Genomic DNA, 15,835 nt, shown 5'->3' with positions numbered 1-15,835 from the left:
GCCTGATTTCAGGCTCTTAGTTAGCAGTTGTCGGGGAAGTCGCCAGTCTAGCAACCTCGTCCGGCAGGTCTGTTTCGTGAAAAGTATATGACAGCGTGATGGCTTTGACGAATTTCGCCTCACGGTCTTCGATCAGTTCCGGGTCAACATAGAAGGTCACCGGCATGGTGACGCGTTCGCCCGGTTGAAGCACCTGCTCTTCAAAACAGAAGCAGTCAATTTTGGTGAAATAGCCGCCCGCCGCATAGGGCGCGACGTTATAGCTTGCGGTGCCCGCGATCACACGGTCGGTCGGGTTGTACGCCTCGTAAAAGGCCAGCGCCGTTTCACCGATCTTGATGCGCATTTTATGCTGCATGGGTTTAAATTCCCACGGCATGCCGCTTTCCAGAGAGGCGTCAAAACGCACCAGCACCGTTTGGTCCAGCACCACATCGGACCCTTGGGCCGCAACACTTGTCGTACCGCCAAAGCCCGTGACCCGGCAGAACCAGTTGTAAAACGGCACAGACGCCCATGCGAGGGATCCCATGACGATCACCACGCTTACCGCCTGTAGCGCAGTTTTTTGAGGGGCACTTAAGCTCATTCAGCGGCCTCCGCAGCGGGGTGATAAATCGCGCTGACCTTGACCACGGTGATCCCATAGACAAGGGCGACAAAGCCAATCAGCACAAGGCCAAGGCCCAGATTGCGGCCAAAGCGGCGTTTGTGCAGTTCGTGATCCGGTTTGAAAGCCATTAGCCCCAACCTCCTAATCCGTAAGGTTTCAGGCCAGCTTCTATCAAAAGCGCGCCGTAGTGAAGAAACAGATAGGCGAGCGAAAGTTTGAACAGCCCGCGTTCCGCTTTGTGTTTATCCGCTTCCGATGCGTCATCATTGCGGCGGAAGACATCCCACGCGCCCTTGATGAACATCGCATTCAGCACCACAGCAACCACCATATAGGTCGGCCCACCGATGGACGTCATGCCCAGCGCGATGGCCACAAACGCCAGAACCAAGGAATAGCCAAGGATATGCGCGCGGGTGGCTTTGCGCCCGTGGGTCACGGTCAGCATTGGCACGCCAGCGTTGGCATAATCGCCCTTGGTGAACAGCGCCAAGGCCCAAAAATGCGGGGGCGTCCACGCAAAAGTCAGGGCAAACATCAAAACACTTTCAATCGACACGCCGCCGGTCGCCACCGCCCAGCCGATCATCGGGGGAAAGGCGCCCGCGGCCCCCCCAATCACGATATTCTGCGGCGTCCAGCGTTTCAGCCACATGGTGTAAATCACCACGTAGAAAAAGATCGTAAAGGCCAGCAGCGCACCCGCCATGATGTTGGCGGCCAGCGCCAGCATCAAACAGGAGAAAAACGACAGAATCACGCCCAGCGCAAGGGCTTCGCCTTCACTCACCTTGCCAGATGGGATCGGCCGCGATTGGGTGCGCTTCATCAAGCGGTCAATGTCTGCGTCCCACCACATGTTCAACGCGCCGGACGCACCGCCCCCCACAGCGATAAACAGGATTGAGGCAAAGGCGATCAGCGGATGCACACCAACAGGCGCCACCGCAAGCCCCACAAGGGCGGTGAACACAACAAGTGACATAACGCGCGGCTTAAGCAGGGCAAAATAATCGCCGAACTCCGCCTCGCGGGTGTCACAGGAAGTATCAAAACTGGCGTCGCTCATATGTCCTCACTCAGGCTGCCGGGGCCAATATGCGGGCCGGGGCTGGCGGATGGGGTACGAAAAAGGGGGCGTCGGAAAACCGTCGCCCCACCAGAGGGTTTAGTTGGCAGAAGCCACTTGAACAGCGGGGATCGTCGCGGGGTTGCCCGCAAATTCTTCGATCGCGCCTTTCAGCCAAGCGTCATATTGCTCTTGGGTTACCGCTTTCACGGTGATCGGCATATAGGCGTGGTCTTTTCCGCACAGTTCTGAACACTGGCCGAAATAGATGCCTTCTTTGCCTTCATCGACTTCGAACCACAGTTCGGCCAGACGACCGGGGACGGCGTCTTGCTTTACCGCAAAGGCAGGCACCGCCCAGCTGTGAATCACATCAGCACCAGTCACTTGCACAACAATCTTTTTGCCGGTTGGCACCACAACAGCGGTGTCGGTCGCCAACAGATAATCGCTTTCGTCATAACCGTTTTCGACAAGTGCGGATTTTTCGAGCAGGAAGCTGTCAAACCCAAACTCATGCTCGGGATATTCATAACCCCAGTACCACTGATATCCGGTCGCCTTGATCACAACGTCCCCTTCGGGGATCACCTGTTGCTTAAACAGAACCGGAAGCGAAAATGCCCCGATGAAGCAAAGGATCACAACGGGCACCAACGTCCACGCAACTTCGATCGGGGTGTGGTGGGAAAAGTTTGACGGCGTTGGGTTGGCGCGCTGGTTAAAGCGAATGATGCACCAAACAAGCAGTGCGGTCACAAACAGTGCAATCGCGGTGATGATGATCAGGATCATATGATCCAAGCCCTGTGTCGCCTCGGCGATTGAGGTGGCTGCGGGCTGAAACCCCATACTGCCATTAACGGGTTTTCCGATCACTTCCAAATTGCCCAGATTATCTTGTGCCATGGCACCACCTGCGGCCAAAATGGCAGTTGCAGTGGCAATTACGCTGCTGAAACGCTTCATATCGTTTTTCATCCCTGTCCGCGGAGGCTTCATCGGCAGTCACCCCGACATTCCCCCGGATCTTCTTCATCTCAACGGCAATTCCCGGCGGCGTTCCTCTTTTTATGGCCTGAAATCAAACCCAAGAGGTATCCCGTAGGATTCCGTTGTTTCTCTTTGGCTTGAAACCATATTACAACGAAAGGAACAAGGAAAACCTTCTCAGGTTAAGCAATGATCCATGTCAAATCGACGATTTCGAGGACCAAATGACCGACGCCACACAGTTTCGCCCCTTCGACAGCCATATCGACCTTGAAACCGCAACACGGATCCTGGCCGACGCCACCCGTGGCGCAGAGGATGGCGAGCTATTTCTCGAACGCCGCCGCTCAGAATCACTCGTGTTTGATGATGGGCGCATTCGAAATGCCAGCTATGATGCCTCAGAAGGCTTTGGTTTGCGGGCCGTCAAACAGGACACCGCGGGCTATGCGCATTCCACGGAAATTTCCGAAGCCGCTTTGCAACGTGCGGCAGCTACGGCAAAATTGGCGGTGGGCGATGGCGGTGGCACATGGGCGGATGCGCCCATACCAACCAATCGCAAGCTTTATTCCGATGCGGATCCGATGAACGATGCGGCGTTTTCGGTGAAAATTGACACATTGCGCGAAATTGATGCCTTCACCCGCGATCTGGATCCGCGCGTGGTGCAGGTTTCGGCCTCGATGGGGGCGTCGCTGCAAGAGGTGCATATCCTGCGTCCGGACGGCGGTTTGGTGTCTGACACCCGCCCGATGACGCGACTAAATGTCTCAGTCATCGTGGAAACCGACGGGCGGCGCGAAAGTGGCTCGTCTGGCGGGGGCGGTCGCATTGGGCTGACCGGTTTGATTGAGGCTGAGAACTGGCAAATGCATGCGCGCGAAGCCCTGCGTATCGCCCTTGTGAACCTTGAGGCGATCCCTGCCCCTGCGGGCTTGATGGATGTGGTTTTGGGCAATGGTTGGCCCGGCATTTTGCTGCATGAAGCGGTTGGGCATGGGCTTGAGGGGGATTTCAACCGCAAAGGCACCTCTGCGTTCTCTGGTCTGGTTGGTCAACAAGTGGCCGCCAAAGGCGTGACCGTGGTGGATGATGGCACCCTGCCTGACCGCCGTGGATCGCTGTCGGTGGATGACGAAGGCACCCCCACCGGACGCGCCGTGTTGATCGAAGACGGGGTGCTGGTGGGATACATGCAAGACCGGCAAAACGCGCGACTGATGGGGGTCGCCCCCACCGGAAACGGACGCCGCGAAAGCTATGCCCACGCCCCGATGCCGCGCATGACCAACACGATCATGGAAGGTGGCGACGCCACGCCCGAGGACGTTTTGGGCGAACTGCGCGACGGCATTCACGCGGTCGGCTTTGGTGGTGGCCAAGTGGATATCACCAATGGGAAATTCGTGTTCAGCTGCACCGAAGCCTACCTCGTGAAAGGCGGCAAAGTGGTTGCGCCGGTAAAAGGCGCCACGTTGATCGGCGACGGTCCACAAGCGATGAAACAGATCCGCGCCATTGGCAATGACATGCGCATGGATCCCGGTGTGGGCACCTGTGGCAAAGCCGGGCAATCTGTGCCGGTGGGCGTTGGCCAGCCCACGCTTTTGATCGGTGGTTTGACCGTGGGGGGATCAGCCGCATGACCGACACCACCCGCCCCACATTCCCTCCGCTTGTGATCTATGCCCTTTCTGCACTGATCACTTGTGTGTTGCTTTTTGTCATTGGCCTGGTGTTTTGGGCGGTCATTTATGGTGTGCAAACCCTGGGCGGAGGCGACGCAGATCTTGCGCAAATGGGCGGCGTGATGAGCGCCGTCGTCTTGCTTGCCGCCGCCCTCACCGTTGGCCAAGTCGCGATTGTCCCGTTGATGCCCCTTGCGATTGCCATTTTCGTGGCCACCGGGCGCAAAGTCGGGCAAAGCCGAATGTTGGCGGTTTTGCTGGGGTTTGGCTGTGCCGAGGTGTTTGGATTGTGGCTCACCCTGACGCGCGACACAGAAACAGTACACACGGTTTCAGGGCATCTCTTTTTGTTTGCCATCCCCGGCGCGCTTGCAGGGCTGGTGTTTTGGCGCACATTGGGACGCACGCGAAAGAAAATGGGGCCACAAGACTAACATCCGGATCCCGGCCAGATCTTAGGTATTTTCAAAAGAGTTCAAACTTTCTCAGATCCGTTAGGACGGCGTTAACCATTTCCCACGCATGGTGAACCGGCAAGAGACGGATACAAACATGGCCGAGGATTTTTTCCCTTCCAACCACCCCACCCCCTCACCCCAATGTGCGGAAGATGAGCATGCTTGGCTCCGCCTCTTGCGGTCACGCCGTGTTGGCCCAACCACCTTTTTCAAACTGATCCGCGAACATGGCACCGCGCAAGCGGCACTGGACGCCTTGCCGGATGTTGCGCAGACAGCCGGGATCAAAGACTATCACCCCTGCCCTCCGACCGTTGTTGACGAAGAACTGCGCCGCGCCCAAAAAATTGGCGCGCAGTTGATTTGTTGGGGAAGCCGCAATTATCCTGCGTCGCTGACTGAAATTCCCGACGCCCCCCCTTTGATGTGGGCAGTGGGGGATATTTCGCTTCTCTCGCGCCCAATGGTCGCCCTCGTCGGCGCGCGCAACGCGTCCTCGCTTGGGTTGCGTATGGCCGGGCGACTGGCAAAAGATTTGACCCGCGACGGCTATGTTGTGGTCTCTGGCCTTGCCCGTGGGATCGACACCGCAGCCCATGAGGCCGCCTTGGCGCATGGCCAGACCATCGCCATCATGCCCGGCGGCGTCGATCAGATTTACCCCTCTGAAAATACCCACCTGAGCAAAGAAATTGCTGAAAACGGGCTGCGTCTGTCGGAACAACCGATCGGACTGTCCCCGCAGGCCCGTCATTTCCCTCTCCGCAATCGAATCATATCAGGCTTGTCACAAGCCGTTGTCGTCGTTGAGGCCGCCGCCAAATCCGGCACCATGATCACAGCGCGTAACGCCCTTGATCAGGGGCGGGACGTCTTGGCGGTCCCCGGCCACCCGTTTGATGCCCGCTCGTCTGGATGCAACATGCTGATCCGTGATGGGGCCACGCTTGTACGCCACGCGGATGACGTATTCGAGGCGATCAACGGCGCATTTTCACACCCCTCCCCTGTCGAATCCTACCAAAGTAGCGCTGTGGAACCGAGTTCGGCGTCAAGGCCGGTTTCGGCGCCACAACCGGCGCGCAGCCTGAATGAAACATCCAAGCTGCACGATCAAATTTTGGCGCGTCTGGGCCCACGCCCCCTGGCAGAAGATCAACTGATCCAGGAGCTGGGCCATCCGGCGCATGAGCTTTCGGCAGAGATTGTGACGCTGGAGCTTGATGGACATATCATACGTGGGGCTGGCGGGTTGCTTTCACGCAACAGGTGAGGGAATTGGTAATATAAAATAACCAATTTTTGGGTAATTCTTGCTCAATCGTTACAAAACAGTTGCGCTGCGATGCAGCATTCCCTACCAATCACCCACGAAATCCAGACACCACTCATCGACTCCGGGGAGAGATGCCGATGCGCGAGTTCCAGAAAATTCTAATTGCCAACCGAGGTGAGATTGCCATCCGCGTGATGCGTGCCGCCAATGAAATGGGCAAAAAGACCGTCGCTATTTATGCCGAAGAGGACAAGTTGGGTCTTCATCGTTTTAAGGCGGATGAGGCCTATAAGATCGGCGAAGGCATGGGGCCGGTTGCGGCCTATCTGTCGATTGATGAAATCATCCGCGTGGCCCTTGAATGCGGGGCGGATGCGATCCATCCGGGTTATGGTCTGCTGTCGGAAAACCCCGATTTTGTAGATGCGTGCGAAGCCAATGGCATCACCTTTATCGGTCCCAAAGCCGCCACGATGCGCGCCCTTGGGGACAAAGCCTCTGCGCGGCAGGTGGCGATTGAGGCCGGTGTTCCGGTCATTCCAGCCACCGAGGTTCTGGGCGACGACATGGATGCGATCCGTGCCGAAGCCAGCGCAGTTGGCTATCCTTTGATGCTCAAGGCCTCATGGGGCGGCGGCGGACGTGGCATGCGCCCGATCCTGTCCGAAGACGAGCTGGAGGAGAAAATCCTCGAAGGTCGTCGCGAAGCGGAAGCGGCCTTTGGCAATGGCGAGGGGTATCTGGAAAAGATGATCACCCGCGCGCGCCACGTTGAGGTGCAAATCCTTGGCGACAAGCACGGCGAGATCTATCACCTGTTTGAGCGCGACTGTTCCGTGCAGCGCCGCAACCAAAAAGTGGTTGAACGCGCCCCCGCCCCTTATCTGTCAGAGGCGCAGCGCGCCGAAGTCTGTGATTTGGGCCGCAAGATCTGTGCCCATGTTGGATATGAATGCGCCGGCACCGTTGAATTCCTGATGGATATGAACACCGGCACCTTCCATTTCATCGAAGTAAACCCGCGGGTTCAGGTTGAACACACAGTGACCGAAGAGGTCACCGGCATCGATATCGTGCAAGCTCAGATCAAGATCGCCGAGGGCAAACCCTTGGCTGAGGCCACGGGCAAAGCCGACCAGTCTGAAATTCGACTGAACGGTCATGCGCTGCAGACCCGGATCACCACGGAAGATCCGCAAAACAACTTTATCCCGGATTATGGCCGCATCACGGCCTATCGCTCGGCCACGGGTATGGGCATTCGTCTGGATGGTGGCACGGCTTATGCGGGCGGCGTGATCACGCGGTATTACGACAGTCTGTTGGTGAAAATCACCGCCCACGCCCAGACGCCAACAGCGGCGATTGCGCGGATGGACCGGGCGCTGCGCGAATTCCGTATTCGCGGCGTGTCGACCAATATTGCCTTTGTGGAAAACCTGTTAAAGCACCCGATCTTCCTGTCGAATGAATACACCACCAAGTTCATCGACGAAACACCCGGCCTGTTTAACTTTAAAAAGCGCCGGGATCGCGGCACCAAGGTGCTGACATATATTGCGGATATCACCGTGAACGGCCATCCCGAGACCGAAGGTCGCGCGGCCCCACCGATGGATCTGAAAGCGCCCAAAGCCCCGGCACATGGGACGGATGTTCCTGCGGGCACGCGCAATTTGCTTGAGGACAAAGGCGCCAAGGCCGTGGCCGATTGGATGCTGGCGCAAAAGCAACTTTTGCTGACCGACACGACGATGCGTGATGGGCACCAATCGCTGCTCGCCACCCGGATGCGGTCGATTGATATGATCAAAGCGGCCCCCGCCTATGCGTCGAACCTATCGCAACTCTTCTCGGTTGAATGCTGGGGCGGTGCGACGTTTGACGTGGCGTACCGCTTCTTGCAGGAATGCCCGTGGCAGCGTCTGCGTGATCTGCGCGTCGCGATGCCAAACGTGCTGACCCAAATGCTTCTGCGTGCCTCAAACGGGGTTGGGTACACCAATTACCCGGACAATGTGGTGCAAGAGTTTGTGCGCCAAGCGGCGGAAACGGGCGTGGATGTGTTCCGCGTGTTTGACTCACTCAATTGGGTTGAAAACATGCGCGTGGCGATGGATGCGGTGAACGCGTCGGGTAAAATTGTTGAGGGGACCGTCTGTTACACCGGCGATATCCTAAACCCGGACCGCGCCAAATATGACCTGAAATATTATGTAAATATGGCCAAGGAACTTGAGGCCGCTGGCGCGCATATTCTGGGCCTGAAAGACATGGCGGGACTGTTGAAACCCGCCTCGGCCTCGGTGCTGATCAAAGCGCTGAAAGACGAGATTTCGATCCCGGTGCATTTCCACACCCATGACACATCCGGCATTGCGGGTGCGACCATTCTGGCGGCATCGAGCGCGGGTGTGGATGCGGTGGATGCGGCGATGGATGCGTTTTCGGGCGGCACATCGCAGCCCTGTTTGGGATCGATTGTCGAGGCGCTGCGCCACACCGATCGTGACACCGGCCTGTCGATCGAGGCGATCCGCGAGATCAACGATTATTGGGAACAAGTGCGTGGGCAATATGTCGCGTTTGAAAGCGGCCTCGCGTCGCCTGCGTCCGAAGTTTACTTGCACGAAATGCCCGGCGGTCAGTTCACCAACCTCAAGGCGCAAGCCCGGTCGTTGGGGCTCGAGGATCGTTGGTCCGAGGTGGCCCAGACTTATGCTGACGTGAACCAAATGTTCGGTGATATTGTCAAAGTGACCCCATCATCGAAAGTGGTCGGGGATATGGCGTTGATGATGGTCAGCCAGGGCCTGACGCGTGATGAGGTTGAAGCCCCCGATACCGATGTTGCCTTCCCTGATTCAGTGGTCGACATGATGCGCGGCAATCTGGGGCAACCGCCCGGCGGGTTCCCAGATGGGATTGTTGCCAAGGTTTTGAAAGGCGAAGCCCCCGACACGGCCCGCCCTGGCGAAGGCTTGGCGCCCGTGGATCTGGACGCTGCCCGATCAGAGCTGTCATCGGAACTCAACGGGTTTAAAGTCGATAACGAAGATCTGAACGGCTATCTCATGTATCCCAAGGTGTTCCTTGATTACATGGGTCGCCACCGTGCCTATGGTCCGGTGCGGACCCTGCCCACCAAAACCTTCTTTTACGGCATGGAGCCGGGCGAAGAAATTGCGGCGGAAATCGATCCGGGCAAAACCCTCGAAATTCGACTGCAAGCGGTCGGTGGAACGGATGAAAAAGGCGAGGTGAAGGTGTTCTTTGAACTGAACGGCCAGCCGCGCGTGATTCGCGTGCCGAACCGCTTGGTCAAAGCCACCACAGAAGCCCGGCCAAAAGCCGAAGAGGGCAACGCAAATCATGTGGGCGCCCCGATGCCCGGTGTGGTGGCCAGCCTTGCGGTTTCTGTGGGCCAAGAGGTGTTCGAGGGTGATCTTCTGTTGACCATCGAAGCGATGAAGATGGAAACCGGCATCCACGCCGAACGCGACGCTGTGATCAAGGCCGTTCATGTGGGGGCAGGCAGCCAGATCGACGCTAAGGATTTGTTGATCGAGCTGGAATAATCCTGCCGCAACATCCCCCTTTTCAAACACCCGGTCAGCCGCCATGCTGGCCGGGTGTTTTCGTTAAAGGATGAATTATGACCCTCACCGCGACCCCTATCTATGCCGGCCTTTTGGCGCTTTTGTTTTTGTATCTCAGCAGCAAGGTGATCCGCACCCGCCAGACCGAAAAAATCTCGGTCGGGGATGCGGACAACAAACTGATGATCAAGGCGATGCGCACCCAAGCAAACTGTATGGAATATGTGCCAATTGGGGTGGTGCTGCTTTTGCTGACCGAACTTCAGGGCGCGCCGATTTGGGCGGTGCATCTGTTGGGTCTCATGCTGCTGGTGGGCCGTGTGATGCATGCCGTTGGCTTTGGCCGCACACCGCAGATCATCCCCCTGCGCAAGACCGGGATGCTGCTGACGTTGGGCATGATCGCTTTGGCGGCGCTGGCGAATATCGCCCACGCCGTGATCTAAAGCGTTTCGAGGCGAAGCCAGTCCACAGCTTGATATTGAAACGCATCAGGCCATTTTCCCTAGCATTCTGCATTTTCTTGAAAAAAGACCGGCAATAGTGCATTTTCCTCTTGCAGGGGGCGGCGGGATTTCTTAATCACGCCTCACCAAGGAAGCGGGCGTAGCTCAGGGGTAGAGCATAACCTTGCCAAGGTTAGGGTCGGGCGTTCGAATCGCCTCGCCCGCTCCAACGGTCCCTCGTCAGGGTGTGACAAGATCGCAAGATCGGCCCCGTCACAAACGACAAACCCCAGTGGTCGCAAGATCACAAACACGGTGCGGGCGTAGCTCAGGGGTAGAGCATAACCTTGCCAAGGTTAGGGTCGGGCGTTCGAATCGCCTCGCCCGCTCCAATCAAAAAAGCCTCCGGTTTCCGGGGGCTTTTTTGTTTTTGGGCCTGAGCATTTTTGCAGCGTTCTCCAATCCACTTGCCCATAAAAAAACGGACGGGAAACCCCATCCGTTTTTCGCAAGCAGAGTGTTTGATCGTCAGCCAATCAGCCCAACGCGATCAAACGCTCGTTCGATTGTTAAGCCGATTGGCGAAATTCGCCAGTTTCCCGTGATGCCAGTTCCATGATCATGGTCTGGATCTGGTTGCGCACAGCATCGTCACTGATGGAGGACAACGCCTTTGCAGCGCGGGCCGTGCGTTCATCAAGATGCGCCGCCACAGCCTGCTTTGTATCGCTAAATCCTTCAAAGAAATACGAGGGTTCAACGCTTAACAACTGCGCCACTTCATACATGCGACTTGCCGAAATCCGATTGTGACCGGTTTCGTATTTTTGCAGTTGCTGAAAGGACAGGCCTAATTTTTCGGCCACATTGGCCTGTGTCATACCACGCAGCAGTCGAATTTCTCTTACTTTTCGCCCCACATGGGCGTCCACTGGATGCACCATAATCTCACCGTTTTGTTTGTTTCCCGTATAGCGAGAGTGCCACAAGCCCATGAATAAGCAATTGATGAGCGATGAACGAAAATGTGTAAAATTTTACCTTCAATGGGTGATTTATTTACCATTCAAGCGTTACATGACTTGTAAAACAAGGGGTTCCTTCCGTAAACTACGGTGACACGCGTTAACCTTTATCCACCAAAATACAACCACACGGTCAAAAGCCCACTCATATGTCTACCGACAAAGCCCCCGCCCTATTATTTGAAATGATGCGCTCCTTTGCAACGCTGGCGCGCACGCTCAACCTGTCGGCGGCGGTCCGCGAGCTGGGCAGCACACGCCAAACCGTGCGGCGCCACATTGCACTGCTTGAAGAATTCAAAGGTGCCCCCCTGTTTGATCTGGAGGACAGGCAATACAGCCTGACCCAAATGGGGCGCGACAGCTTGGGTGAAGCCAACACGCTTTTGGCGCGGGGGGAAGCCTGGCTTCACAATGAGACCAGCGAACGGGCTGGCTTGTTTCGATTGGCGGTTCAGGACGGCCCCGTGCCATACTTGTTGCAACAACACCCGCTGTCTGAGATTTGGCGCAGCTCATCCCCACTGATCCGTTGGGGGTTTCACATTTGGGCCGGCGCTGAGGGCCGTATCGAAAGCGATGCCTTTGCCCCCCTGCGCCCCTATCTGATGGTGTTTCGCCCAAATGAGGATGGCTGGGTCTGTACCGAGGTGGGCGAACAGTCGTCTTTTGCCACTTGGTTCGGTTGGAAATGGGAACGCTCGTCCGTTGGCCGGGGAATTGCGGATCTGCCGGGGGGCGAAGGATTCGCCCGGCTTTTGACCGAACCCTTTCGCATGGTGCAAGCGGATCAAGGCGTGCGTCTGGACCACATTTTCACCAAGGTCCGCCGCACACCAGAGGCAGAGCTTGAGGCGATCAGCTATCACCGGTTGGCGCTTGGTTGCCGTTTTCCTGACGGAAGCTTTGCGCTCGCGACATTGGTGGATCGCACCCAAAAGGTTCTGATTGACGACCTGCCAGAAGAGCTGCGCACCTCGATGCCTGAGGCAATGGTAATGGACATTACACCGCCGAAGTAGTGTGCCGCCCCCAGCTGCACCTTCGCGACTTCACACTTTTCGGGCGAATATTTCTATCACTGGTTGTCATTTACCAAGAATCAGGGACGCATACACACCCTTGGGTTAATCTTCCTCCTATCACTGGTTGCACGGGAGATTCTTATGACCATCCATGATACCTTTGCTGGCGCTCAATATGTGTCGGCCATTCTTGATCTGGCAGAACAACACAATCTTGTGTTGGAAATTGGCTCGGATTTTCAACACTATGGCGCGATATTGGCCGAACATCGACCGGAACAGACCATCGGCAAGCCGTTTGACCCCGCGCTCCACAGTCTGAATGAAAGCAACGCCTTTTGGATCCTTGGCTGGACACAAGAGGGCGAACTGATTCACACCCAAGCGATGCGGATGTTTGATCTGGGCGGGTTGACCTTGTCAGATTACCTTGCCCATAACTTTCGCGACTTTCCGCCAACAGGGTTGGATTTGGACATGGAACGCTCGACCTACCGGGCGGGACCTGGCGCTGGTCGCATCAAGGGGCAGGTTTTTTATCACGGTGAGCTTTGGGTGAAACGCGACCCGCGGTTTCGGGGCACCGGCCTTCCGGGGGCTTTGGCGCGTTTTGCGATGGCCACCTGTGTCTTACGCTGGTCGCCGGATCACATCTTTGGCTTTATGCCCGAAGGTTTGGCCTATCGTGGGCTGATGGAGCGTGAAGGCTATATGCATTCCGACCCCGGCGCGCTGACCTGGCACATCAAAGAAAAAGACACGCCTTTGCGCGGGTTCATGACCTATATGAGCCATGAGGATCTTAGCTTTATCCTCAAGCTGCCCACATCTGAAACCCTGCCCGCGCTTGCCGCGTGATCAGAAGGCTTTGAAGGTCAGTGTTGTCAAAGACCGTTCAATGCCATCAATGCCAGCCACCAGCTGTTCATTGATAAATTTTCCTACGTCCTCACCGTTGGGGATATAGAGTTTCAGCATCAGGTCAAAATCGCCTGAGGTTGAGTAGAGTTCCGAGTGAATTTCGCGCTGCACGATGGCTTCGGCCACTTGATACGTTGTGCCCGGACGGCAGCGCAATTGAACAAAGACACAGGTGGACATAGGCGGGTTCCTTTTTCGGGTCTGTCTTATCCGGCAAACTGCCACACTCTGTGTCCGAATACCACTGGACGCCTACCAGAATGACACAGGCAGACAGGAACTTGAAAATGCCTGCTTTTCTGGCGCACGCCAGCACCCTATAAAGCAGACCAGACAGCAAAAGGACACGCCGATGCGCAGCGCAAAGGTCACCCGCTCAACCGCGGAAACCAAGATCACCGTTGAGATCAATCTTGACGGCACAGGCCAGTACGACAACCAGACAGGCGTTGGGTTTTTCGACCACATGCTTGATCAATTGTCGCGCCATTCGCTGATTGATATGACAGTGCGCGCCAAAGGGGATTATCACATTGATGATCACCACACGGTCGAAGACACCGGCATTGCGATTGGGCAGGCGCTGACACAGGCGCTTGGCGACAAGAAAGGCATCCGCCGTTACGGGGAATGTCACTTGCCGATGGATGACGCACAGGTGCGCGCAGCCCTTGATCTTTCTGCCCGTCCGTTTCTGATCTGGAATGTGGATTTCACCGCGCCCAAGATCGGCAATTTCGACACTGAACTGGTGCGCGAGTTTTTTCAGGCCTTGTCGACCCACGGCGGCATTACGTTGCACATCGACCAGATCCACGGGTTTAACGCCCACCATGTGGCCGAAGCCGCGTTTAAAGCGGTTGCACGGGCGCTGCGCATGGCGGTTGAGACGGATGGGCGGATGGCAGACGCCCTGCCCTCGACCAAAGGTGCGCTTTAAACCGATCAAAGCCATCCCCAAAGACCCAAGACAAGCCGCGCCCAAAAAGCGCGGTTTTTCCATTTCACCTGAAGATCAAGCTTAGGCGCCCCACCGTGGACACGCGCAGCAAAAGAGCGACTGACCCCCAAGCCCTTTATCTTGGGGATATGACCGGATTGACCGGGAACAGGTCAAAGGGGTCAGCCAAGTCTCCGGCGGTGCCTAAGACCGGCAAAACCCGGCCCTAAACGGATGACGCCAAAAGCGATCAGGACGCCGGAAGACAAAATACTGGATCACAGAAAAAATGATCGAACACTCGTTACCATCCTGACGCCAACCCTGCGTCAACTCTGTGTTAGAGATCATAGGCCCCATGACACTGTCAAGTTGTTTGTTGACAGTGTCAAATTGACGGCTAAGCTAAGCTCAATGAGCGAACAGGATAAGATGAAAAGACCCCATCATCATGGGGACTTACGCAATGCGTTGGTCGATGCGGGCATTGCATTGCTAAGCGAGGGGGGCGCGCAGGCGCTGACCCTGCGCAAATGTGCTGCGCGGGCGGGCGTTTCACATGCGGCCCCGGCCCATCATTTTAATGGGCTTGCCGGGCTAAAACATGCCATCGCTTTGAAAGGGTATCAAAAGCTCTACATGATGATGGCGAATTGCGATGGCTGTGCCAACCCCGCCCCATTGACCCGCCTGAAGTCCATGTGCCTCTGTTACATCGAATTCGCTGTCGCCAACCCTGCCCTGTTTGACGAAATGTTTTCCATCAATGCAAACGATATGATTGAAGGAAAAGTCACCAAAGACCTGCAGGAAATCTATAGCGGGTTCCGCTCTTTTTGCCTGCCTTTTGTCCGTGACGACTTGCCGTTGGACATTATCGAGCTCCAGGTTCGCTCGTTTCTACGCGGCTATACCCTGATCGCCTTTTCAGGTCAGTTCGGCCCCAAAGACAAAGGTGGGTTTCCACTTGGCCCCGTGAACGAAGCGTTGGAAATTCTGGATCACCTCGCCCCTGCCGCAGCGCAAACACCGACCATGACTTGACGCCCGCAAGGATTTGCGCGAGGTCAGACGGACAACGACCTACGACCCGGAGAGACCCCCATGCTGACCGTGATCATCGACTATGACAGCGGAAACCTGCACTCGGCCGAAAAAGCATTTCAACGCATGGCCGTGGAAACCGGGGCGGGCGATGTGATTGTCACCTCATCCCCCGAAGATGTGATGCGCGCTGACCGCATTGTTCTGCCCGGCGATGGCGCTTTTCCCGCGTGTAAACAACAGCTTGATGATCATCGCGGAATTTTTGAAGCGGTAAATGAAGCGGTCATGCAAAAAGGGCGCCCCTTCATGGGGATCTGCGTCGGCATGCAAATGTTGGCCACCGTCAGCCGCGAATATCAAGACACCGCTGGTTTTGATTGGATCCCCGGTGAGGTCGTGAAAATCACCCCGGACGATCCGACCTTCAAGGTGCCTCACATGGGGTGGAATGACCTGATCATCGACAATCCCCACCCGGTTTTTGATGGCATTGAAACCGGCGCGCATGTCTATTTTGTACATTCTTACCATATGCTTGTGGATGTTTCGGCGCAGCGTTTGGCCCATTGTGATTATGCCGGTGACATCACCGCCATTGTCGGGCGCGACAATATCATCGGCACACAGTTCCACCCGGAAAAAAGCCAAGCGACGGGGCTGCGGATGATTGGGAACTTCCTGAACTGGGCGCCGTAAGTCGGCCTTTTCTGCCGAACAAAAAGGCACTTCATA

Annotated in this window: 16 protein-coding genes and 2 tRNA genes; 12 read left to right on the top strand and 6 right to left on the bottom strand. The window is 56.4% G+C overall.

Features of this window, described 5'->3' with window-relative positions; translation table 11 throughout:
* Window positions 1–16 precede the first annotated feature (16 nt).
* The 4 genes from KKW20_RS06050 to coxB all read right to left on the bottom strand — a co-directional run bounded on the left by KKW20_RS06050 (window position 17) and on the right by coxB (window position 2,651).
* Window positions 17–589: a cytochrome c oxidase assembly protein gene (locus tag KKW20_RS06050; protein ID WP_214566981.1), complete on the bottom strand. Its 573-nt coding sequence runs from the start codon at window positions 587–589 to the stop codon at window positions 17–19.
* Complete coding sequence (locus tag KKW20_RS06045; RefSeq protein WP_214566980.1) at window positions 586–741, bottom strand: hypothetical protein; 156 nt, start codon at window positions 739–741, stop codon at window positions 586–588. Before KKW20_RS06045 ends, KKW20_RS06050 begins: the two co-directional genes overlap by 4 nt.
* A complete protein-coding gene (gene cyoE / locus KKW20_RS06040; protein ID WP_214566979.1) occupies window positions 741–1,682 on the bottom strand; it encodes a heme o synthase in 942 nt (313 codons plus the stop codon). The genes KKW20_RS06045 and cyoE overlap by 1 nt, the downstream gene beginning before the upstream one ends.
* A 99-nt stretch (window positions 1,683–1,781) precedes the next feature.
* Window positions 1,782–2,651, bottom strand: a complete 870-nt coding sequence (gene coxB / locus KKW20_RS06035; RefSeq protein WP_246534483.1) for a cytochrome c oxidase subunit II — start codon at window positions 2,649–2,651, stop codon at window positions 1,782–1,784.
* 248 nt (window positions 2,652–2,899) lie between these two features.
* Here coxB and tldD point away from each other — a divergent pair, with 248 nt between their 5' ends.
* The 7 genes from tldD to KKW20_RS06000 all read left to right on the top strand — a co-directional run bounded on the left by tldD (window position 2,900) and on the right by KKW20_RS06000 (window position 10,537).
* On the top strand, window positions 2,900–4,324 hold the full coding sequence (gene tldD / locus KKW20_RS06030; RefSeq protein ID WP_214566977.1) for a metalloprotease TldD: 1,425 nt from the start codon (window positions 2,900–2,902) through the stop codon (window positions 4,322–4,324).
* Window positions 4,321–4,800: a hypothetical protein gene (locus KKW20_RS06025; protein WP_214566976.1), complete on the top strand. Its 480-nt coding sequence runs from the start codon at window positions 4,321–4,323 to the stop codon at window positions 4,798–4,800. Before tldD ends, KKW20_RS06025 begins: the two co-directional genes overlap by 4 nt.
* Before the next feature lie 118 nt (window positions 4,801–4,918).
* Window positions 4,919–6,097, top strand: coding sequence for a DNA-processing protein DprA (dprA, locus tag KKW20_RS06020; protein ID WP_214566975.1), 1,179 nt, complete (start codon window positions 4,919–4,921; stop codon window positions 6,095–6,097).
* A 140-nt stretch (window positions 6,098–6,237) separates the two neighbouring features.
* The gene (locus KKW20_RS06015) at window positions 6,238–9,678 is read left to right on the top strand and encodes a pyruvate carboxylase (protein WP_214566974.1); all 3,441 of its coding nucleotides are present in this window, start codon (window positions 6,238–6,240) and stop codon (window positions 9,676–9,678) included.
* Window positions 9,679–9,755: 77 nt separating this feature from the next.
* Entirely contained in the window at window positions 9,756–10,145 is a 390-nt protein-coding gene (locus tag KKW20_RS06010) for an MAPEG family protein (protein WP_214566973.1), read from the top strand.
* 154 nt (window positions 10,146–10,299) lie between these two features.
* Window positions 10,300–10,374 (top strand) — tRNA-Gly (locus tag KKW20_RS06005).
* Between the two features lie 88 nt (window positions 10,375–10,462).
* Window positions 10,463–10,537: transfer RNA gene (locus KKW20_RS06000), tRNA-Gly, on the top strand.
* Between the two features lie 177 nt (window positions 10,538–10,714).
* Here the strand turns inward: KKW20_RS06000 and KKW20_RS05995 are convergent.
* Complete coding sequence (locus KKW20_RS05995) at window positions 10,715–11,089, bottom strand: helix-turn-helix domain-containing protein (RefSeq protein ID WP_214566972.1); 375 nt, start codon at window positions 11,087–11,089, stop codon at window positions 10,715–10,717.
* Window positions 11,090–11,355: 266 nt separating this feature from the next.
* Between KKW20_RS05995 and KKW20_RS05990 the strand changes: the two genes are divergently transcribed.
* Together KKW20_RS05990 and KKW20_RS05985 are read left to right on the top strand one after the other, a co-directional pair.
* Window positions 11,356–12,192, top strand: coding sequence for a LysR family transcriptional regulator (locus tag KKW20_RS05990; protein ID WP_214566971.1), 837 nt, complete (start codon window positions 11,356–11,358; stop codon window positions 12,190–12,192).
* A gap of 144 nt (window positions 12,193–12,336) precedes the next feature.
* Complete coding sequence (locus tag KKW20_RS05985) at window positions 12,337–13,053, top strand: hypothetical protein (protein WP_214566970.1); 717 nt, start codon at window positions 12,337–12,339, stop codon at window positions 13,051–13,053.
* Here the strand turns inward: KKW20_RS05985 and KKW20_RS05980 are convergent, their stop codons facing one another.
* The gene (locus tag KKW20_RS05980; RefSeq protein WP_214566969.1) at window positions 13,054–13,296 is read right to left on the bottom strand and encodes an Lrp/AsnC family transcriptional regulator; all 243 of its coding nucleotides are present in this window, start codon (window positions 13,294–13,296) and stop codon (window positions 13,054–13,056) included. It abuts the gene before it with no gap.
* 172 nt (window positions 13,297–13,468) lie between these two features.
* Here KKW20_RS05980 and hisB point away from each other — a divergent pair, with 172 nt between their 5' ends.
* From hisB to hisH, 3 genes are all read left to right on the top strand, one after another.
* Window positions 13,469–14,056: an imidazoleglycerol-phosphate dehydratase HisB gene (hisB, locus tag KKW20_RS05975; protein ID WP_214566968.1), complete on the top strand. Its 588-nt coding sequence runs from the start codon at window positions 13,469–13,471 to the stop codon at window positions 14,054–14,056.
* Window positions 14,057–14,470: 414 nt separating this feature from the next.
* The gene (locus tag KKW20_RS05970; RefSeq protein WP_214566967.1) at window positions 14,471–15,100 is read left to right on the top strand and encodes a TetR/AcrR family transcriptional regulator; all 630 of its coding nucleotides are present in this window, start codon (window positions 14,471–14,473) and stop codon (window positions 15,098–15,100) included.
* 60 nt (window positions 15,101–15,160) lie between these two features.
* Complete coding sequence (hisH, locus tag KKW20_RS05965; RefSeq protein ID WP_214566966.1) at window positions 15,161–15,799, top strand: imidazole glycerol phosphate synthase subunit HisH; 639 nt, start codon at window positions 15,161–15,163, stop codon at window positions 15,797–15,799.
* Window positions 15,800–15,835: the final 36 nt, after the last annotated feature.

The sequence above is a fragment of the Aliiroseovarius lamellibrachiae genome, from assembly GCF_018599245.1.
In the GTDB taxonomy this organism is placed as follows: domain Bacteria; phylum Pseudomonadota; class Alphaproteobacteria; order Rhodobacterales; family Rhodobacteraceae; genus Aliiroseovarius; species Aliiroseovarius lamellibrachiae.
This window is presented reverse-complemented; position numbering and strand designations above follow the sequence as displayed.